Source organism: Allobosea sp. 67-29 (assembly GCF_001898115.1).
Lineage (GTDB): Bacteria > Pseudomonadota > Alphaproteobacteria > Rhizobiales > Beijerinckiaceae > Allobosea.
In genome coordinates, this window is the sequence record NZ_MKSQ01000007.1 from 454,293 (window position 1) to 474,359 (window position 20,067).

The window sequence follows — 20,067 nt, forward strand, 5'->3', positions numbered from 1 at the left end:
ATCCGGGCCGGCTTCCGCGCCGGTCTCTTCTTGCCGCCGCAGAAACCCTACAATCGGGGAATGAGCAACCCGCCATCGACGTTGATCACCGTTCCCGTCGCATAGGCGAATTGCCCTGACGTCAGGCCGGCGACCGCAGCGGCGACGTCGTCACCCTCGCCCCAACGTCCGGCCGGGATCAACCCCTCCGCGATTCGGGCATCGTATCGGGCGGCCACCTTCGCCGTCATGTCGGTCCGGATGACGCCTGGCCTGACCTCGAAAACGGGAATTCCCTCCGGCGCCAGTCTCACGGCCAGCCCCCTGGCCCACATCGAGAGGCCGAGCTTGGAGACGCAGTATTGCGCCCGGTCGATCGAGACCAGTTCCGTCGAAGCCGAGGTGATGAAGATGATGGCGGGACGCTCCGGCCTGTCCGCGAGCATCGCCTTCGCGACCTCCTGGCTCAGGAAGGCGGCGCCGCGCAGGTTGATGTCCATCACGAGGTCGAAGCTCTCCTCGGTGATCTCCAGCATGTCGCCGCGCATCGGCGCGCCGATGCCGGCGTTGGAGACGAAGAGGTCAAGCCGGCCGAAGGCCGTTTTGACATTCGCGACCAAGCCGGGATGGCTCGGAACCGCCGCGACATCGTGCCTGAAGAACCGCGCCTTCGCGCCTGCGGCTTCGAACAGATTCGCGGCTTCGGCAACCGCTTCGTCCTCGGCGATGTCGGTGAAGGCGATGTCGTGCCCGGCCTTCGCGAGGGCTACGCCGATGGCGCGGCCGATGCCACGCCTTGCGCCAGTAACGAGAGCAACGGGGCGCGTCATCTCATTCCCCCCGATAGGTCGGCGTACGCTTTTGCTGGAACGCCGTGACACCTTCCTTCACGTCGTCCGTATAGGAGACGAGCGAGCTTGCCAGCGTCTCCATGATCGCGCCGCTATCCTCGTCCTCCGCCGCATTGATGAGCTGCTTGACGACGAGGTTCGCGACCGGCCCGCGCTGGCAGATGCGCTCGGCCATGGCCTGCGCGGCGGCGAGCGCCCCGCCCTTCTCGACGACCTGATCGATGATGCCGAGCGTCAGGGCCTGCTCGGCCGTGACGATCTCGCCGGTCAGCGCCAGGCGCCGCGCTACCTGCCCGCCGAGACGGCGGACCAGACGCTGCGTGCCCGACCAGCCGGGGATCATGCCGAGCCCGGTCTCGGGCAGGCCGATCTTGGCCTGCGCCTCGCAGATGCGGATATCGGCGGTGACCGCGAGTTCGAGCCCGCCGCCGAGCGCATGGCCGTTCATCGCGGCGATGACCGGCGGCTTCATCCGCGCCAGCTTGTCGAAGACGCGATGGCCGGAGCGGACCCAGCCCTGGCCCATCTCCAGCGGCGAAAGCCCGCCCCAGACGACGATGTCGCCGCCGGCGCAGAAGGCCTTGCCCTCGCCCGTCAGGATGACGGCACGCACCGAGCGGTCGGCGTCGATCGCGTCGGCGAAGCGGCCGAGCAGCCCGACCATGACGTCGTCGAGCGCATTGAGTTTTTCCGGTCGGGCGAGCGTGATCGTCGCGATGCCCGAGGCGATGTCGAGGCGGACAGGGTCGCTCATGCCGCCCTCGCGGGGAGTTCGAGGCCGATCAGCGCCTCATCGAACAGCGCGGCGTCCATCAGCTTCGGCGGCTTCGGCACCAGCAGCGGGAACTCGCTCTGGCTGAGGATATCGCGCTCCAGATCGACGCCGGGGGCGATCTCGGTGACGACGATGCCGTCCTTCGTCAGCTTCATCACGCAGCGCTCGGTGACATAGGTGATGTCCTGGCCCTGTGCGATCGCGCGCGGGCCGGAGAAGGAGATATGCTCGACAGCCTCGACCAGCTTCTTCACCTTGCCCTCCTTCTCGATGACGAGCTTGCCGTCCGCGATCGCGAGCTTGGCGGCGGCGCTGAAATAGCCGGAGAAGACGATGCGCTTGGCCCGCGCGGTGATGTCGATGAAGCCGCCGGCGCCGGCGGTGACGTGTGGACGCACGCCGAGCTTCGAGACGTTGACGCAGCCCTGGCGGTCGATCTGCAGGAAAGAGAGCAGCGACATGTCGAAGCCAGCCCCCTGGAAGTAGGTGAACTGATAGGGCGAGGGCACGATCGCCTCGGCATTGGAGGCGCAGCCGAACTGGAATTCGAGCAGCGGCACGCCGCCGACGGCACCCTGCTCGATCACCCAGGTGACGGCGCCGTGACGGCCTTCCTCGATCAGGATGCGCGGGACATTGGCCGAAATTCCGAAGCCGATATTGACGGCATCGCCGTAGCGCAGCTCTTGCGCAACCCGGCGCGCGATCACCTTGGCGACGTCGAAGGCCGGCGTCTCGAAGCTCGACAACGGGCGGCGGACCTCGCCGGAAATGGCGGGATCGTAGACAGTCTGCGTCGTCTGCATCTGGTCGGGCGCGACCACGATCGCATCGACGAGAATGCCGGGAACGAAGACGGCCTGCGTGTTGAGGCTGCCGGCCTCGACCACGCGCTTCACCTGCGCGATGACGATGCCACCATTGTTACGGACCGCCAGTGCCTGATCGAGCGGGCCGAGCAGGCCGCCCTCATGTTCGTAGGAGAGATTGCCGCGCTCGTCGGCCGTGGTGGCGCGGATGATCGCGACCTTCGGCACGATGCTGCGGAAATAGAGCCAGTCCTCGCCGTCGAATTCGACGCGGGACACGATCGGTTCGGCCATGGCGCGCGCATTCATGGCGCAGCCCTGGTGCTTGGGATCGACGAAGGTGTCCATGCCGATCTTGGTCAGCACGCCCGGGCGCTTGGCCGCGGCCTCGCGATGCATGTCGAACAGGATGCCGCTCGGGATATTGTAGGCCGGGATCTCGTTGCCAGTGACCATCTTCCAGATCGCGGGCGGCTCGGCCGAGGACGGGCCGGAGGGGTAGGAACCGCCCATGATCCGCGCGAGCAGGCCGGGCTTGGCGATATGGTCGACGCCCTTGACGCCCCACATGTCGCCGGCCGCGATCGGGTGCAGCGTCGTCAGGTTGCGGGGATGGCCGGAGGCGTCGAAGCGCCGGCCGATGGCAGCCAGCACGGCATCGGGACAGCCGAGGCCGGAAGAGGAGGAGACCGTGACGATCGCGTCGTCCGGGATCAGGGCAGCAGCTTCGTCGGCTGAAAGGATGCGGGGAAAGGCCATGGATCTTGTCTCTGATGGAACTCAACCGGCTGCGGCGAGCGCGCGCTGATAGGCGCCGCAGGATTCGCGGATGACGAGATGGGCGGGGCCGATGAAGCTTTCCGGCTCGGCGGCGGGGTCGGCAATCTGCTTGAGCAGCAGCGCTGCGGCGCGCTCGCCCAGGCCGACGGGATCGACCGCGACGGTGGTGAGCGCGGGTGAGACATGGCGCGCCTCGCTGGTGTCGTCGAAGCCGACGATGGCGATGTCGCGCCCCACGACGAGGCCATGCCGCGCCGCCGCCAGCATCGCGCCGATGGCGGTGACATCGTTGTAGCAGACGACCGCGGTGGGCCGGTCGGCGAGCGAGAGCACGGCGCTCATCGCGCCGAAGCCGCCGTCGCGCGTTGGCATGCTCTCGAGGTTCAGCGCCGGATCGACCCTGCAGCCAGCCTCCTCCATCGCAGAGAGGAAGCCGCCATGCCGCTCCTGCCGGACGACCATGGAATGCATGCCGCCGAGAAAGGCGATGCGCTCATGGCCGAGATTGATCAGGTGGCGAGTAACGCGACTGGCACCGGCGAGGTTCTCCGGCACCACGACGCTGGTATCGGCGCCGGGCAAGCGGCGGATTGCCACCAGCAATGCTGTACCGGCCGCCCTCACCCAGTCGAGATGCTCGGGCCGCGTATCCAGCGCCGGGCACAGGATGATGCCGCCGGCGCCGTGCTCGCGCATCATCCGCATCACCTGCTCCTGCCGCACCACGCTCTCGGCGGTGTTGGCCATGAAGGCGACATAGCCGGCCATCTGCAGCACCTTCTCCACGCCGATCGCGAATTCCGCGAAGAACGGGTTGGAGAGGTCGTTGAGCACGAGGCCGACGATGCGGGACTGCGCATTGCGCAGGTTGGCGGCGCCGCGGTTGTAGACATAGCCGAGCCGGTCCATCGTCTGCAGGACATGCTGGCGGGTTTCGGGCTTCACTGCGCCGCGGCCGGTGAGGACGAGCGAGACCGTCGATTTCGAGACGCCGGCAGCGTCTGCGATCTCGATGATCGTCACCTTCCCCTTGCTGCCTTTCGGCTGCGACATGGTTTCGTCCCTGATGCGCGTCGCGCTGTTCTTATCTTGGAACGTTCCATTATCAGCGAATGGCACCGCGTGCAATATCGCTCTTTCAAACGATTTTATGCGGCTGTATAAGACTGGAAATACGTTTCTTTGTTGGAACGTTCCAATAAATTCGATGGAGGAAGCGATGGTCGAGATCAGCCTGCCCTGCCCCGACGGCAGCAGCGCGCGCTACAGGCTGGCGCCGCCTTCGCCTTTTCCGCAGACGGCCACGCCCAACGGCATCCGCACCGTCTATGCCGCCGCCCATGTCGTCGCCGACCCGCTGAAGCTGGTCGATCCCTGGCGCGAGCCGGCCGTCGACTGGGATGCGACGCTAGCCTTCCGGCGCCATCTCTGGGGCCTCGGCTTCAAGATCGCCGAAGCGATGGATACCTCCCAGCGCGGCATGGGGCTGGACTGGCAGAACGCAGCCGAGCTGATCACCCGCGTGCTCGCCGAGGCCAAGGCCACACCCGGCGCCGACCTCGCCTGCGGCGCCGGCACCGACCAGCTTGCTCCGCAGGAGGCGCACAGCCTCGATGACGTGATCCGCGCCTATGAGGAGCAGATCGGCCATATTGAAGAGCATGGCGGCAAGATCATCCTGATGGCGAGCCGCGCGCTCTGCCGGGTCGCCAAGAGCCCCGACGATTATCTCGCCGTGTACGGCCCCCTGATCCGGCAGTGCCGGGGCAAGGTGATCCTGCACTGGCTCGGCGAGATGTTCGATCCGGCGCTCGCCGGTTATTGGGGCAGCCGCGATTTCGAGCCGGCCATGGAGACGGTGCTCACCCTGATCCGCGAGCACGCCGACAAGATCGACGGCATCAAGATCTCGCTGCTCGACGCCGGCAAGGAGATCACCATGCGGCGGTGCCTGCCTGAAGGCGTCGCGATGTATACCGGCGACGACTTCAACTATGCCGAGCTGATCGGCGGCGACGATCGGGGCTTTTCGCACGGCCTGCTCGGCATCTTCGACCCGATCGCGCCGGCAGCGGCTGCGGCCTTCGCCAAGCTGGAGGCGGGCGACCGCGCCGGCTTCCACGCCATCCTCGATCCGACCGTCGCGCTTTCGCGCCGGCTCTTCGAGGCGCCGACGCAGCATTACAAGTGCGGCGTCGTCTTCCTCGCCTGGCTCAACGGCTTCCAGAACCATTTCCGGATGGTCGGCGGCGCAGAATCCGCGCGCGGCATCCTGCATTATGCCGATCTCTTCCGCCTCGCCGACCAGTCGGGGCTGCTGATCGATCCCGAATTGGCGGCGCGGCGGATGACGCATCTCTGCGCCCTCAACGGCGTCGCCTGAGGGAGGGCAAGCCATGTATGCCCCCCTGCTCGACAGCGAAATCTACGACCAGATCCGCGAGACCGCCCGGCGCTTCGCCGCGGATGTCGTCAAGCCCGCCGCCGCCGATCTCGACCGCGACGAGGCCTTCCCGGCCGATATCTACCGCCAGATGGGCGCGCTCGGCCTGTTCGGGATCACCGTGCCGGAGGAGCATGGCGGCGCCGGTCTCGATACCTATGCGTATTCCATCGTCATGGAGGAACTCTCGCGCGGCTATTCCTCGGTTGCCGATCAGTGCGGCCTCGTCGAACTGATCGGCACGCTGCTGACCCGCTACGGCACGCCCGACCAGCTCAAGCGCCTGCCCGACATCCTCGCGGGCAAGACGCGCGTCGCCTATTGCCTGACCGAGGCCGAGGCGGGCTCCGACCTTTCCAATGTCCGCACCACCGCGCGCGAGACGGCTGAAGGCTACGTCATCGACGGCGGCAAGCTCTGGATTCACAACGCTCCCGTTGCCGATCTCGGCTTCGTGCTGGCCTCGACCGACCTCGCCGCCGGCCATCGCGGCATGAGCATCTTCCTGGCCGATCTGCATGCCCCCGGTGTCTCGCGCGGGCCGAAGGAGCACAAGATGGGGCAGCGCGCGAGCCAGGTCGGCGCGCTGACGTTTGATGGCGTCACTGTGCCGCGCGAAGCGCTGCTCGGCCCCAAGGGGCGCGGCTTCCACATCATGATGAGCGTGCTGGAGAAGGGTCGCGTCGGCATCGCCTCGCTGGCGGTCGGCATCGCGCAGGCGGGGCTGGAGGCGGCGCTTGGCTATGCCCGCGACCGGCGCCAGTTCGGCAAGCCGATCCTCGACAACCAGGGCCTGCAATGGCTCCTGGCCGACATGGCCAAGGATATCGCTGCCGCCCGGGCACTGGTCGAGCGCGCCGCCTTGCTGATCGATCACGAGAAGCCCGCGACCTCCGCCTCCTCGATGGCGAAGTGTTTCGCCAGCGATATGGCGGTGGCGCAGACGGCCAATGCGGTGCAGGTCTTCGGCGGCTCCGGCTATATCCGCGGCTTCGAGGTTGAGCGCCTCTATCGCGACGCCAAGATCACGCAGATCTACGAAGGCACCAACCAGATCCAGCGCACCATCATCGCGCGCGAGCTGGTGAAGAACGGCGCCTGACGCCCAATACGATCGGTCGGGCCGGACAGCCGGCGGCCGATCCATCGCCCTTGCGAGGCGGACGTTGCCGAGGCTGCCTCGCGTGAGGTGGGTTGCGGCCCATTCCGCCACCTCTTCCGCCGCCGCCTCGGCCTGACGCCAAGCACCAGCAAAGTCGTGAAAGGCGCGTTCTCTCACAGCAACCATGCGCGCCGGGAGCGAGCCGCTCTTGTCTCGACGCGAATTTTGGCATCAAGCTCGCCCGCTCACGGAGCCGCCGGCAGCGATCTCTTGCGCCGGCTTACCATGGATTGCAGGAACGGCCGGGTCGCGAATGGTTTCGGTAGAACTCAAGGCCGTGTCGAAAAGCTGGGGCGGCGCGGCCGCCGTGGACGGCATCAGCTTCACGGTCGAGGGAGGCAAGCTCGTCGCCCTGCTCGGCCCCTCCGGCTGCGGCAAGTCGACCACGCTCAGGCTGATTGCCGGGCTGGAGGACTCGAGCGGCGGCACCATCGCCATCGGCGGGCGCGACGTGACACATGCCGCCCCCTCGCGCCGCGGCATCGCGATGGTCTTCCAGAACTATGCCTTGTTCCCGCATCTCTCGGTCGCCGAGAACATCCTGTTCGGCCTGAAGGTGCGAAAGGTCTCCCGTGCGGAACGGGACGCCCGCCTCGCCCGCGCGGCCGCCATCCTCGGGCTCGCGAACCTGCTCGACCGCAAGCCTTCCCAGCTCTCGGGCGGCCAGCAGCAGCGTGTCGCGCTCGGCCGCGCGATCGTCGCCGAGGCACCGGTGTGCCTGATGGACGAGCCGCTCTCCAATCTCGACGCGCAGCTGCGCGTCGAGATGCGGCGCGAGATTCGCGAGCTGCAGCAGCGGTTGGGCATGACCATGGTCTACGTCACGCACGACCAGGTCGAGGCCATGACCATGGCCGACCAGGTCGTGCTGATGCGCAACGGCCGCATCGAGCAGGATGCCGCACCGGACGCCCTCTACGAGAACCCGCAGACGATCTTCGCCGCCCGCTTCGTCGGCACGCCGCCGATGAACGTGCTGCCGCTGACGTCCGTGCAGGCACACGGCGGGACAATCACCCCACCCCCCGCCCTGGATCCGGCTGCGCTGTCCGTCGGCATTCGCCCCGAAATGACGGAGATCGGCGAAAGCGGCATCGCAGCCGAGGTGGTGACGGCTGAATATCTCGGCGCCGACACGCTGATCGAGACGCGCATCGACGGCCATTCCTTCATCGTCAAGCGCCCGGGCAAGATCCGCGCGACGGCCGGCGAGACCATCTACATCAGATTGTCACAAGCGGCGCTGCATTGGTTCGACCAGGCGTCGGAACGGAAGGTGGTTCGAAACTGAACCGGCCGCGCGAGTCGGACGCTCGAACCATCCCAACAAGGGAGAGAGGGTATAATGGACAGGCGTGAATTTCTCGGCGGCAGTGCCGCTCTTGCCGGCGCAACGGCCTTTCCCGCAATCGCGCGGGCGCAGGACGCGGAGCTCTCCTTCTTCTATCCGGTCGCGGTCGGCGGTCCGATCACCAAGCTGATCGACGCCTATGCCGCCGGCTTCGAGAAGGAAAATCCCTCGATCAAGCTGAAGCCGATCTATGCCGGCACCTATCAGGAGACGATCGTCAAGGCGCTGACCGCGCATAAGAGCGGCACGCCTCCGGTCACCTCGGTGTTGCTCTCCACCGACATGTTCACGCTGATCGACGAAGAGGCGATCGTGCCCTTCGACGACTTCATCAAGACCGAGGACGACAAGAAGTGGCTTGCCGGCTTCTATCCCGGCTTCATGGAGAACAGCCAGACCGGCGGGAAGACCTGGGGCATTCCGTTCCAGCGCTCGACCATCGTGCTCTACTGGAACAAGGAGCTGTTCAAGGAGGCCGGGCTCGACCCCGAGAAGCCGCCGCAGACCTGGGCCGAGCATCTCGCCTTCGCGCGGAAGCTGACGAAGCGCGACGCGTCCGGCAACGTCACGCAGTGGGGCACGCAGATCCCGTCCTCGGGCTTCCCCTACTGGCTGTTCCAGGCGCTGACGACGGAGGCCGATGCCATCCTGATGAACCCCACCGGCGACACCACCTATTATGACAAGCCGGGTGTCGTCGAAGCGCTGCAGTACTGGGTCGACCTTGCGCAGAAGTACAAGGTGCATCCGCCCGGCATCGTCGAATGGGGCACCACGCCGAAGGACTTCTTCGAGAAGAAGGTCGCGATGATCTGGACGACCACGGGCAACCTCACCAACGTCCGCACCAACGCGAAATTCCCCTTCGGCGTCGCGATGCTGCCGGCCCACAAGCGCCGTGGCTCGCCGACCGGCGGTGGCAACTTCTATATCTCGAAGAAGGCCACGCCGGCCCAGCAGCAGGCCGCCTTCAAGTTCATCAAGTGGATCACCCAGCCCGAGAGGGCGGCGCAATGGTCGATCGACACCGGCTACGTCGGGGTCAGCAAGGCGGCCTACGAAACCGAGGCGATGAAGAAATACGTCGCGGAGTTCCCGCCGGCCGCCGTCGCGCGCGACCAGCTGGAATTCGCCGTCGCCGAGCTCTCGACCCATGAGAACCAGCGCGTCACCAAGGCGCTGAACGACGGGTTGCAGGCCGCGCTGACCGGCACCAAGACGCCGCAGAAGGCGATGGAGGACGCGCAGGCCGAGGCCGAGCGCATCCTCAAGGCCTATCGCTGATCCGGAAGCCGATGACGAACCGCGCGACCGCGACGATCCATGGCTGGCTGCTCCTGCTGCCGGCCATGGCGTGCCTGGCCCTGTTCACCCACTGGCCCGCGGTCGCGAGCTTCATCGAGAGCTTCTACTCGACCCCGAAGGCGCGCCGCCCGGCGCGCTTCGTCGGGCTCGACAACTATCAGCAGATGCTGGCCGACCCGATCTTCTGGAAGGCACTGAGCAACAACCTCTGGTTCGCGCTCGGCACCATCCCGACCTCGATTGCGCTGGCGTTGTTGATGGCGGTCTGGGTCAACGACAGGATCGCCGGCCGCACGCTCGTGCGCATGGCCTATTTCACGCCGACGATCCTGCCGATGATTGCGGTCGCGAACATCTGGCTGTTCTTCTACACCCCCCAATACGGCTTACTCGAGCAGGTCACGGGCCTGTTCGGCGCGCGCTCGACCAACTGGCTGGGCTCGCCGGATACCGCCCTCTACGCCATCACCATCGTCGCGATCTGGAAGGAAGCCGGCTTCTTCATGATCTTCTACCTCGCGGCGCTGCAGGCGATCCCGCCGAGCCTCGGCGAGGCGGCGGCGATCGAAGGTGCCTCGCGCTGGACCTTCTTCCGGCGCATCCAGTTCCCGCTCCTGATGCCGACCACGCTGTTCGTGCTGATCAATGCCGTGATCAACGCCTTCCGCATGGTCGACCATATCGTGGTGATGACGCGCGGCGGCCCGGACAATGCGACGACGCTGCTGCTCTACTACATCTATCAGGTCGGCTTCGGCTTCTGGGACACCGCCTATGCGGCGACGCTGACCTGCGTGCTCTTGGCGCTGCTCGCGCTGGTCGCCTTCGTCCAGTACGGCTGGCTCGAACGCAGGACGCACTATCAATGAGCGCCGCGCAACGTCCCGCCCCGGCCGCGACGCGCGCCGACCCCTACGCGCCGAAGGGCCTCGCGCTCACGCTGGAATCGGCGGGAGCGATCCTGCTCGCTTTGCTCTGGGTGCTGCCGCTGGCCTATGCCGTCTGGGCGGCGTTCCACCCGGCCGAATACACCACGCGCTTCGTGCTGACCGCGCCGCTCACGCTCGACAACTTCACCCGCGCCTGGGCGGCCGCGCCCTTCGCCCGCTATTTCCTCAATACCTTCATCCTGGTCACGATGATCCTGGCCTTCCAGATCGTGCTGGGCACGCTCGCGGCCTATGCCTTGGCGCGGCAGGATTTCTGGGGTCGCGACATCGCCTTCGTGCTGATCCTGGCGCAGCTCATGATCATGCCGGACGCGCTGATCGTCGAGAACTACCGCACGCTCGCCAAGGTCAACCTGATCGACACGATCCCCGCGATCGCCCTGCCCTATATCGCCTCGGCCTTCGGCATCTTCCTGCTGCGGCAGACCTTCAAGACCGTGCCGAAGGAACTCGACGACGCCGCGCGCGTCGAAGGCGCGAGCCCTTTGCAGGTGCTGATGCGGGTCTATGTGCCGCTGGCGAAGCCGACCTATATCGCCTACGGCCTCGTCTCGGTCAGCTATCACTGGAACAACTTCCTCTGGCCGCTGCTGGTGACCAATTCCGTCGAGTCGCGGCCGCTGACGGTCGGCTTGCAGGTCTTCTCCTCGGCCGACCAAGGCATCGACTGGGCGGTGATCTGCGCGGCGACCCTCATGACCTCGGCACCATTGCTCGTCGGATTCCTGCTGTTCCAGCGCCAGTTCGTGCAGAGCTTCATGCGCGCCGGCATCAAGTGACGCCGAGGCTGATCCGATGAAGCTGATCACCTGGAACATCCAGTGGGCCCGTGGCGTCGACGAGAAGGTCGATCCGCATCGCATCATCAACCATGCCCGGCAGATGGCGGATTTCGACGTGCTCTGCCTGCAGGAGGTCGCGGCCAACTTCCCCGATCTCGACGGCAATGACCGCACCGACCAGTTCGCGCTGTTCGGCGAACTCCTGCCGGGCTTCACCGCGATCGAGGCTGTTGGCGTCGATGTCCCGGATGGGGCGGGTGGCCGCAAGCGCTTCGGCAATCTCATCTTGTCGCGATTGCCGGTGGCGCAGGCACTGCGCCACGTCCTGCCCTGGGAGGCGGCCGCAACGCGCAACATGCCGCGCGTGCTCGTGGAGGCGATGGTCGAGACGCCCTTCGGGCCGCTCCGGGTGATGACGACCCATCTTGAGTATTCCTCGCCCGTGCTACGTTCGGCCCAGATCGAGGGCATCAGGCAAATCCACCGCATGGCCGCAGCGAGACAGGCGACTCCGCGTGCGCCGGGCCCGCACACCTATGCGCCGACACCGAACGCGGCGAACGCCATCCTCACCGGTGACTTCAACATGCGGCCCGACGATGCCGGGCTGGCCGAGTTGCTCGTTCCGTTCGCGGGCGATGTCCCGCCGCTGCTCGATCTGTGGCCTGTGCTGCGGGGCGATGAGCCGCATCCGCCCTCCGCCTTCATCTGCGACCAGACCTATGGCCCGCCCGGCTGCCTCGACTATGTGCTGGCAACGCCGGACCTCGCCGAGCGGGCGCGCTCGATCACCTACGACATCGAGACCCGCGCCTCGGACCACCAGCCGATCCTGGTCGAGTTCGATCTCGGATGATCTTCACCCGGCAGGACCATGAGCGGCTCGACGCCATCCTGCGCGAGGCGGCACGGCGCGAGGTGATGCCGCGCTTCCGGCGGCTGGCAGCGGGCGATATTCGCGCCAAGCAGAACCCGGTCGACGTCGTCACCGAGGCCGACGAGGCCGCCGAGCGCTTCATCTGCGCCGAGCTGGCCAAGGCTTTCCCGGGCGCGGCGCTCATCGGCGAAGAGGCCGTGACGGAAGATCCCTCCCTCCTCGCCAACCTGGGACAAGCCGACCTCGCCATCGTCATCGACCCGATCGACGGCACGCTGAACTATGCCAGCGACCTCTCGCTCTTCGCCGTAATGGCCGCTGTCGTCGTCCGGGGAGAGACCGTCGCCGCCGTGATCCACGATCCAACAGCCGACGACAGCGCCATGGCCCTGCGCGGCGAAGGAGCATGGATGGCCTCCGCGGACGGCGCGAGCCGCGACCTGCGCGTCGCAGCTGCCATCGCGACGCGGCAGATGAACGGCATGGCGAGCTGGCAATATTTTCCGGAGCCGCTGCGCAGCACGCTTCCCGGCCGTTTCCCGGCCTTCCTCGAAGTCGGCTCGCTGCGCTGCTGCGGGCAGGAATACCGGCTGGCGGCTGCCGGACGCTTGCAATTCCTGCTCTATGGCGTGCTCAATCCCTGGGACCATGCGCCGGGCGTGCTGCTCTACAGCGAGGCCGGCGGCCATGCACGCCTGCTCGACGGCCGGACTTATTCGCCGGCCGGGCGCCCGGCCGGCCTGCTCTGCGCGCCCGATGCCGAGAGCTGGCGAGCCATACGCTCCGTTCTGCTCGGCTAAGGCGGTAAAGGACTGCAGGCCGCTACCAGCGCCGCCAGTGATACCACGGCCCCCCGCCGAAATCGGCATCGAAGCGCTCGAACTGGTAACGCCGCTCGGCCGAACGGTCGAGGTCGACCTGCAGCAGGCAATTGGCGAACCCCTCCGTGCCCGGCCGGAACCCATAGGAACGGCAGCGCGCCTCGTCGGCCGCGCGCCGCTCCTCAAGCGTGACGCAGCCGCTGCAGAGGAGCGCCAGCAGGAGGCCGGCGGCGAGTTTCGGTCCGATCATCCCAGTCTCCTCTCCGCGCTTTCGGGGATTAACCGCCGGACGGCGCCACGGTTCAACCCCAGCCACTGTCCTATCGCGAGAATCTGATCGGCACGGCGAGCGCGATCGAACTGCCTCCAAGGCCGTCCGGCGGTGCCGGAACCGGACTCGCCCGGCGGATCATGGCCACCGCCTCCTCGTCCAGCGCCGCATCGCCCGAGCCGCGTACCAGCCGCGCCGACAGCACGCGTCCGCGCCTGTCGATGCTGAAGGCGACCTGCACAGTGCCGGGACTGGCCCCGCTCGGAAAGCGCTTGAAGCGATTGAGGTGCGCGATGAGGCTCCCGCGCCAGCTCGCCGCCGCCGCCGGCGAGGCCGTGGCTGCACCGGCCGCCGGAGCCGCAGCGCGCGCGGCCGCCTGCGCCTGCGCGGTCGGCGCGGATGTCCGCTCCGCCCGGGGCTTGTCGGGGTTCACCGGTTTTTTCCGATGCACGACCTTCGGCCGCGGCGGCGGCTTGCGCTTGACCTCCTTGGCCGGCGGCGGCTCCTGCTTCGGCGGGGGCGACAGCAGCGCCAGCGGATCAGGCAATGGCGGAAGCTCCGGGACCTTGATCTCCGGCTCCGGCAGCGCCACCGGTTCCGGCTCGTCCTGCGGCAGTGGCTCCACATCCTTGGGTGGCTCGACGGGATCGGGCAGCGGCTCGGGTTCCGCCTCCGTCATCTGCGGGCCGGGCGCGATATCCTGCTGCGGCGTTTCCGGCGCCACCGCGAGCGGGGCGAGCTCGATCATCACCGCCGCGGGCGGTGCCCCGGCCGCGGCCTCGGCGGGCTCCCAGCTCGCGACCAGCCAGCCGGCGGCGCCATGAACTCCGGCCACCAGGAACGCCGCGGCGCCCCAGCGCAGCGCAGCAGGCCAAATGCGCGCCGGGGACGGACGTCGCAGGCTCATGGCTTCGCCGCCGTAGCGCCCTGCCCGGTATCCTCGAGACCGACCAGCGCGATCTTGAGGTAGCCGGCATTCCGCAGCAGGTTCATCACGTCCATCAATTCGCGGTAGGCGACTGCGCCGTCCGCCCGCAGGAAGATGCGCTGCTCGCGGTCCTGGCCGGTGCGCTGGTCGAGCGTCGCCTGCAGGGCCTCCCGCGGCACGGCGTCGTTGCCGAGCGTGAGCGACAGGTCGCCCTTCACCGTCAGGAACACCGGCGTCTCGGGCCGCGGCTGCGGCTGGGCGTTCGAAACCGGCAGGTCGACCGCGACATCGACCGTCGAGAGCGGCGCCGCCACCATGAAGATGATCAGCAGCACCAGGATGACGTCGATGAAGGGCGTGACGTTGATGTCGGCGACCTCGCCGAGATCGCCGTCCTGCGGGTCCTTGAGTGAGACGGCCATCTGCTTACTCCGCCGGAACGCGCGGGAGGGCCGCCGGCGCCACCGCCTGCAGCGGCGACCGCGGCGGAGCGGCGACAGCGGCGCGTTGGCGCCGCTCCAGGTCCCGCGAGAGGTGGCGCAGGATCTCTCCGGAAGCATCCGACAACGTCGCCCGGTAGCCGGTGATGGCGCGGGCGAAGACGTTGTAGATAATGACGGCGGGAATGGCTGCGACCAGGCCGATCGCCGTCGCCAGCAGGGCCTCGGCGATACCTGGCGCGACGACGGCTAGATTGGTCGTCTTCGACTGGCTGATGCCGATGAACGAATTCATAATGCCCCAGACCGTGCCGAACAGGCCGACGAAGGGCGCGGTGGAGCCGATCGTCGCCAGCAGTCCCGTGCCACGCGCCATCGCCCTGCCGGCGCGTGCCTCGACCCGGGAGAGCGCGATCGCGGCTCGCTCCTTGATGCCGTCCTCGCCGAGATCGGCGGAGCGGCGCGTCTCGTCCCCGGCAGCGGCCAGCAAGGCACCCACGGCCCCGCGCAGCCTGCCATCCTTGCCGGAGACGGTGCGGGTCGCGTCGCCGAGGTCGTCGGCGGCCTCGATCCGCCGGAGGGCGCGCCGAGCTCCCGCCTTGGCGGCCGCAAGCTCCATCACCTTGGCGAGCCAGATCGTCCAGGTCACCAGCGACGCGAAGGCGAGGCCGATCATCACCGCCTTCACGACGATGTCGGCGGCCATGAACATGCCCCAAGGCGACAGGTCGTGCGGCAGCATGGCCATAGCGGGCGTATTGGCGGCCGCGGCCTCGGTCGCCGGGAGTGGTGGATGGGCAGCGCTCGGCGGTGCGATTCCCATCTGTGGTGCAGCCGGCGGCAGCGGGTTCATCGGCCCCGTGGCGGGAGCCGAAGGCTCGGAGGACATCGACTGTCCTGGCGACGCGGGGGCTTGAGCCAGGGTGCCCGAAGCCGGCAACAGCAGATTCAGCGCGACGAGTGCCGAACGAAACAGCTTTGTCATGACCAGTCCTGCATCCACCGCATGATCGTCGTCATCCCTGCCCGACCTCGGAGCAAAGCGGCCGGCTCCGACCTTCGCGAACGAACCGGCGGCATGGCGCGCACAGCGGCGGATCTCACATTGGAACAAATAAAAAAAGCACGCATTATCAGCGACTTGCGAGCCGCACGAGTGTTTCAAACCGCGTGTCGTGTCAAGGCTTCGCTGCGCGACGGGACGCTGGTCCGCACCAGGCGAATGGTGCGCCTGCCGGAGGTGTCGGCGCGTGACACGTCGCGTCGCCGCATCGAGCCGGCGACGATCGGCCCGGCCCCGGGCCGGTTTCCGCGTCCATGCTGTCAGCGGATTGTCGCGCTCGCGCCGGCCATGCCGCATGCGCGACCGGCCGGCCGCTGCTGCGCCCGCATCTTTCGGGTTCTTGCCGACCTTGCTGGCGACGCTGCCGGCCCGACCCTGTCGGGCCGGGGCAGATCTCAGTAGAGACCGCCGGTGCCCGAGCCGATAGCGCGGCCGCCGCCGGACGGGGCGCCGGGCAGGCCGCCGCCATCGCCCGCTGCCCCGATCACCGAATAGCTGTCGGGCGGTGCGGTGCCGGGCTTGAAGGCTTCGAGGATGCCGCCTTCCCCGCTGGTGCGCATGCCGGTCTTCGGATCGACGCGGATCAGCTTGATGCCGGCCGGCACGCGGAACGGCGTCGCCGGCTTGTCCTTCAACGCCGCCATCATGAAGTCGCGGAAGATCGGCGCGGCGTACTGGCCGGCCGTCGCAGACGAGCCGAGCGACTTGGGCTTGTCGAAGCCCATATAGACGCCGACGGCGAGGTCCGGCGAGAAGCCGCAGAACCACACGTCCTTGGCGTCGTTGGTCGTGCCGGTCTTGCCCGCCAGAGGCTTGCCGACCGACTTCACCACGGTCGCCGTGCCGGCGTTCACCACGCCTTCCAGGATCGAGACCATCTGGTAGGCCGTCAGCGGGTCGATCACCTGCTCGCGATTGTCGATCAGGCGCGGTTCGGGCTGGTTCGCCCATTTGTCGGCGTTGCAGCCCTCGCAGGTGCGCTGGTCGTGCCGGAAGATGGTCGTGCCCGTGCGATCCTGGATGCGGTCGATCAGCGTCGGCCGGATGCGCTTGCCGCCATTGACCAGCATCGAATAGGCCGCGGTCATCCGCATCACGGTGGTCTCGCCCGCGCCGAGCGACATCGACAGCACCGGCTGGAGATCGTCGTAGATGCCGAAGCGGCGGGCATATTCCGCGATCAGCGGCATGCCGACATCCTTGGCGAGACGCACCGTCATCAGGTTCTTCGAGTACTGGATGCCGTAGCGTAGCGTATGCGGGCCGCTGAACTTGCCGCCGTAGTTCTCCGGCCGCCACATGCCGAGACCGCCGCCCTGGTCGATCTCGATCGGCGCGTCCAGGATGATGCTGGACGGGGTGTAGCCGTTGTCGAGCGCCGTCGAATAGACGAAGGGCTTGAAGGACGAGCCCGGCTGGCGCATTGCCTGCGTCGCGCGGTTGAACTCCGACTGGTCGTGCGAGAAGCCACCGACCATGGCGAGGACGCGGCCGGAGAACGGGTCCATCACGACGATCGCGCCGTTGATCTCCGGAAGCTGGCGCAGGCGGGCATAGCCCGGACGGCTCGTCATCGGCTCGACATAGACCACGTCGCCGACCGAGACCGCCTGCGAAACGCGCGCGCGCCGGGTCCACTTGATGCCGTCTCCGGCCAGCGTGACGGTCTCGCGCTTCGGGTTGAGGTTGCCGGCATTGTCGCGCAGCGGGTGGAGGCCGAGCTTGGCGCTGTCGCCGTTGACGTCGAGCACCACGGCGAGCCGCCAGGGCGCGACGTCGCCGAGCACCGGCAATTCGCCGAGGGCCTTGCCCCAATCCTGCCCGGCGATGTCGAGCTTCTGGATCGCGCCGCGCCAGCCGCGCGCCTCGTCGAAGCGCACGAGCCCGTCGACCAGCGCCTTGCGGGCCATCAGCTGGATCTTGGGATCGACCGTGGCGCGCACCGAGAGCCCGCCCTCGAGCAGCTTCTTCTCGCCGTAGCGATCCTGCAGCTCGCGGCGGATTTCCTCGGCGAAATAGCCGGCGGCGATGTTGTTGGGCGAGACCTGGCGCGGATTGACGCCGAGCGGCTGCTTCTTCGCCGCCTCTGCCACGTCGCGCTTGACGTAGCCGTTCTCGACCATGCGATCGATCACGTAGTTGCGGCGCTCGATCGCGCGGTCGGTATTGCGGAAGGGCTGCAGGTCGCTCGGCGCCTTCGGAAGCGCGGCGAGATAGGCGGCTTCCTGCAGGTTCAGCTCGTGCACCGACTTGCCGAAATAATTCAGCGCCGCCGCGGCGATGCCGTAGCTTCCGAGGCCGGGAGCCGGCGCACCGAGATAGATCTCGTTGAGGTAGAGCTCAAGGATCTTGTCCTTCGAATAGGTCGATTCCAGCTTCAGCGCGACGAGCGCCTCGCGGATCTTGCGCTCGTAGGATTGCTCGGGGCTCAGGAAGAAGTTCTTCGCCACCTGCTGGGTGATGGTCGAGGCGCCCTGCTGGCGGCGATTGGTGCCCTTGTTGCGGAAATTCGAGATCGCAGCGCGAACGAGGCCCTCGGGATCGACGCCGATATGCTTGTAGAAATTCTTGTCCTCGGCGGAGATATAGGCGTCGACGACCAGCTTCGGCACGGCCTGGATCGGGATGTAGAGCCGCCGCTCGCGCGCGTATTCGGCGATCAGGCTGCCGTCGCCCGCATGGACGCGGGTCATCACCGGCGGTTCGTAGTTCCGCAGCTGGGCATAGTCGGGCAGGTCCTGCGAATAGTGCCAGATCACACCGCCGGCCACGGCGGCGCCGACCACGAAAGCGATCGCACCCGCGGCGAACAACCACCCGAAGATTCGCAGGATAAACCGCATTTCAGGTCCCGGACCCCATCTTTCCACCCGGCGGACGCCCGGTCGAGGCGCTTCGCAACGCGAAGCTATAGCATGATCGAGATGGCGGAACCGTGGCCTCACGACCACAATTCGGTTCAACTCGAACGTTTCGCGAACTAAGGCGCGTGCCGGTTCTCGGCCGCCTGCCCGACCGAGGCGCGTTCGCGGGCGAAGTATTCGTCGACCGCTGCCCCGACGGCACCGACGGCTTTTCCGCGCCATTCGGCCGAAGTCAACAGCGCGGCGTCCTTCGGGCTCGACATGTAGCCCAGCTCGATCAGGACCGACGGCACGTCCGGCGCGCTCAGAACCCAGAAGCGCGCGGAGCGCAGCGGAATCTTGTGCATCCGGACCGAGGCACCGAGCTTGTCGACGAGGTTGCGGGCGAAAACGCCCGAGAAGGTCCGTGTCTCCCGCCGCGCCAGGTCGATCAGGATGCCGGCGACGTCCTGGACCTCCTCGCTGGTCTCGAGTCCCCCGGCGGCATCCGCCTCGTTCTCCTTGGCCGCGAGCTTTGCGGCCTCGGCGTCGGTCGCCCGCTCCGAGCGGGTATAGACGGTCGCGCCCCGCACCTCCTGCGCCTGCGTCAGCGAATCGGCATGGATCGAAATGAACAGGTCAGCCTTCTCGTCCTGTCCGATCCTCACGCGGTCGGCGAGCGGCACGAAGCTGTCGTCGTCCCGGGTCATCACCACGCGGTACCGGCCCGAGGACTCGAGCTGCTCCTTCAGGGCCAGCCCGAAATTCAGGACGACCGATTTTTCGGCGATCGACGCGACGACCGTGCCGGGATCGATGCCGCCATGCCCGGGATCGATGACGATCGTGCGCCGCGTCTCGCCGGCCGACCTAGGCGGCGCCGGTGCCACCATCGCCCGGCTCGCCGGCCTGGCCTTGGCGGCCTCGGCGAGAAACTCGGCGCGGCCGACCTTTCTGAGTTCGATCGTGAGTTCGCCGAGGCCGCCCCGCGCGGTGCGGGCCTCGGCCTTCACGATCGTCGCAGGCTGGGACAGGTCGATGATGATTCGCGCCTTGTCCGTCGTGAACAGCCCGTAGCGATACCCGCTGACGAAGCCGGCATTCTTGCGGGCGCTCGGCTGGATCTGGAAGTTCGTCGACGGGAGCTCGACGATGACGCGGTCGGGAGCGGCCTGCACCCAGGCCTCCACGGGCACGACCTCCGAGAGCGCCAGCGACAGCCTGACGGTCTCGCCGTGCTGCTCGATCCGCATGTCCGTCGCGACCGGAAACTCGCTCTGCTGCCGGGCGGGTTCGCCGCGGGCCGGCAGGATGCCGAGAACGGCGCACAGCCCCGCCATGGCAGCCAGCGAACGCAACCGGACGGAAACCGCCCTCCGGCGCCCGGCTGCGGCGAATTTGCCGTACTCGCTCTGACAAATGCGTGAAAACAGCTTAAAAATCCCGCCTGCCGTCACCAATGCTTAACCATAGGCGACCCGAATCCCTAACAGGGCGTTACCACGCCACGGGGGCGCGATGAACCGCCTCGCCATGCGCGGGACGCGATCCGGTTGCGATGTGACTTGCAAATCACTGTAACCTATCTGTAATGGGACAAGGTTGCCCTCCAGCCTGCCCGCGGGACACATCCGGAT

General features: G+C 67.4%; 19 protein-coding genes. 9 read left to right on the forward strand and 10 right to left on the reverse strand.

Going from position 1 to position 20,067, the window contains the following annotated elements:
• Nucleotides 1-47 precede the first annotated feature (47 nt).
• The 4 genes from BGO20_RS05860 to BGO20_RS05875 are packed head-to-tail and all read right to left on the reverse strand — an operon-like array spanning nucleotide 48 to nucleotide 4,247.
• Nucleotides 48-809: a 3-ketoacyl-ACP reductase gene (locus tag BGO20_RS05860; protein ID WP_291661943.1), complete on the reverse strand. Its 762-nt coding sequence runs from the start codon at nucleotides 807-809 to the stop codon at nucleotides 48-50.
• Nucleotide 810: 1 nt separating this feature from the next.
• Nucleotides 811-1,584 (reverse strand): enoyl-CoA hydratase/isomerase family protein, encoded by a 774-nt coding sequence (locus BGO20_RS05865; protein WP_291661941.1) that lies wholly within the window; start codon nucleotides 1,582-1,584, stop codon nucleotides 811-813.
• Nucleotides 1,581-3,173 carry an acyl CoA:acetate/3-ketoacid CoA transferase gene (locus BGO20_RS05870; protein ID WP_291661940.1) on the reverse strand — a complete coding sequence of 531 codons (1,593 nt, stop codon included), beginning with the start codon at nucleotides 3,171-3,173 and terminating at the stop codon, nucleotides 1,581-1,583. Before BGO20_RS05870 ends, BGO20_RS05865 begins: the two co-directional genes overlap by 4 nt.
• A gap of 21 nt (nucleotides 3,174-3,194) precedes the next feature.
• Nucleotides 3,195-4,247 (reverse strand): LacI family DNA-binding transcriptional regulator, encoded by a 1,053-nt coding sequence (locus BGO20_RS05875; RefSeq protein WP_291661939.1) that lies wholly within the window; start codon nucleotides 4,245-4,247, stop codon nucleotides 3,195-3,197.
• A gap of 166 nt (nucleotides 4,248-4,413) precedes the next feature.
• On the opposite strand from BGO20_RS05875, the gene BGO20_RS05880 reads away from it, so the two are divergent.
• The 8 genes from BGO20_RS05880 to BGO20_RS05915 all read left to right on the forward strand — a co-directional run bounded on the left by BGO20_RS05880 (nucleotide 4,414) and on the right by BGO20_RS05915 (nucleotide 12,864).
• A complete protein-coding gene (locus tag BGO20_RS05880) occupies nucleotides 4,414-5,577 on the forward strand; it encodes a dihydrodipicolinate synthase family protein (protein WP_291661937.1) in 1,164 nt (387 codons plus the stop codon).
• 13 nt (nucleotides 5,578-5,590) lie between these two features.
• Nucleotides 5,591-6,739, forward strand: coding sequence for an acyl-CoA dehydrogenase family protein (locus BGO20_RS05885; RefSeq protein ID WP_291661936.1), 1,149 nt, complete (start codon nucleotides 5,591-5,593; stop codon nucleotides 6,737-6,739).
• 313 nt (nucleotides 6,740-7,052) lie between these two features.
• Nucleotides 7,053-8,090 (forward strand): ABC transporter ATP-binding protein, encoded by a 1,038-nt coding sequence (locus BGO20_RS05890; RefSeq protein WP_291661934.1) that lies wholly within the window; start codon nucleotides 7,053-7,055, stop codon nucleotides 8,088-8,090.
• 54 nt (nucleotides 8,091-8,144) lie between these two features.
• A complete protein-coding gene (locus BGO20_RS05895) occupies nucleotides 8,145-9,434 on the forward strand; it encodes an ABC transporter substrate-binding protein (protein WP_291661933.1) in 1,290 nt (429 codons plus the stop codon).
• A gap of 11 nt (nucleotides 9,435-9,445) precedes the next feature.
• Complete coding sequence (locus BGO20_RS05900; protein WP_291661932.1) at nucleotides 9,446-10,324, forward strand: carbohydrate ABC transporter permease; 879 nt, start codon at nucleotides 9,446-9,448, stop codon at nucleotides 10,322-10,324.
• A complete protein-coding gene (locus tag BGO20_RS05905) occupies nucleotides 10,321-11,184 on the forward strand; it encodes a carbohydrate ABC transporter permease (protein WP_291661930.1) in 864 nt (287 codons plus the stop codon). The genes BGO20_RS05900 and BGO20_RS05905 overlap by 4 nt, the downstream gene beginning before the upstream one ends.
• A gap of 16 nt (nucleotides 11,185-11,200) precedes the next feature.
• On the forward strand, nucleotides 11,201-12,043 hold the full coding sequence (locus BGO20_RS05910; RefSeq protein ID WP_291661928.1) for an endonuclease/exonuclease/phosphatase family protein: 843 nt from the start codon (nucleotides 11,201-11,203) through the stop codon (nucleotides 12,041-12,043).
• On the forward strand, nucleotides 12,040-12,864 hold the full coding sequence (locus tag BGO20_RS05915) for an inositol monophosphatase family protein (RefSeq protein WP_291661926.1): 825 nt from the start codon (nucleotides 12,040-12,042) through the stop codon (nucleotides 12,862-12,864). The genes BGO20_RS05910 and BGO20_RS05915 overlap by 4 nt, the downstream gene beginning before the upstream one ends.
• A 22-nt stretch (nucleotides 12,865-12,886) precedes the next feature.
• Here BGO20_RS05915 and BGO20_RS05920 read toward each other — a convergent pair whose 3' ends face one another.
• From BGO20_RS05920 to exbB, 4 genes are all read right to left on the reverse strand, one after another.
• The gene (locus tag BGO20_RS05920) at nucleotides 12,887-13,135 is read right to left on the reverse strand and encodes a hypothetical protein (protein ID WP_291661925.1); all 249 of its coding nucleotides are present in this window, start codon (nucleotides 13,133-13,135) and stop codon (nucleotides 12,887-12,889) included.
• Between the two features lie 70 nt (nucleotides 13,136-13,205).
• Nucleotides 13,206-14,063 (reverse strand): energy transducer TonB family protein, encoded by an 858-nt coding sequence (locus BGO20_RS05925; protein ID WP_291661923.1) that lies wholly within the window; start codon nucleotides 14,061-14,063, stop codon nucleotides 13,206-13,208.
• Nucleotides 14,060-14,506, reverse strand: coding sequence for a TonB system transport protein ExbD (gene exbD, locus BGO20_RS05930; RefSeq protein WP_291661922.1), 447 nt, complete (start codon nucleotides 14,504-14,506; stop codon nucleotides 14,060-14,062). The genes BGO20_RS05925 and exbD overlap by 4 nt, the downstream gene beginning before the upstream one ends.
• 4 nt (nucleotides 14,507-14,510) lie before the next feature.
• Entirely contained in the window at nucleotides 14,511-15,509 is a 999-nt protein-coding gene (gene exbB, locus BGO20_RS05935; protein ID WP_291661921.1) for a tonB-system energizer ExbB, read from the reverse strand.
• Nucleotides 15,510-15,530: 21 nt separating this feature from the next.
• Between exbB and BGO20_RS05940 the strand changes: the two genes are divergently transcribed.
• Nucleotides 15,531-15,989, forward strand: coding sequence for a hypothetical protein (locus BGO20_RS05940; RefSeq protein WP_291661920.1), 459 nt, complete (start codon nucleotides 15,531-15,533; stop codon nucleotides 15,987-15,989).
• Here the strand turns inward: BGO20_RS05940 and BGO20_RS05945 are convergent.
• On the reverse strand, nucleotides 15,983-18,430 hold the full coding sequence (locus BGO20_RS05945) for a penicillin-binding protein 1A (RefSeq protein WP_291661919.1): 2,448 nt from the start codon (nucleotides 18,428-18,430) through the stop codon (nucleotides 15,983-15,985). The two genes, BGO20_RS05940 and BGO20_RS05945, sit on opposite strands and share 7 nt — an antisense overlap.
• 137 nt (nucleotides 18,431-18,567) lie before the next feature.
• Nucleotides 18,568-19,788 (reverse strand): N-acetylmuramoyl-L-alanine amidase, encoded by a 1,221-nt coding sequence (locus BGO20_RS05950; protein WP_299856962.1) that lies wholly within the window; start codon nucleotides 19,786-19,788, stop codon nucleotides 18,568-18,570.
• Nucleotides 19,789-20,067 lie beyond the last annotated feature (279 nt).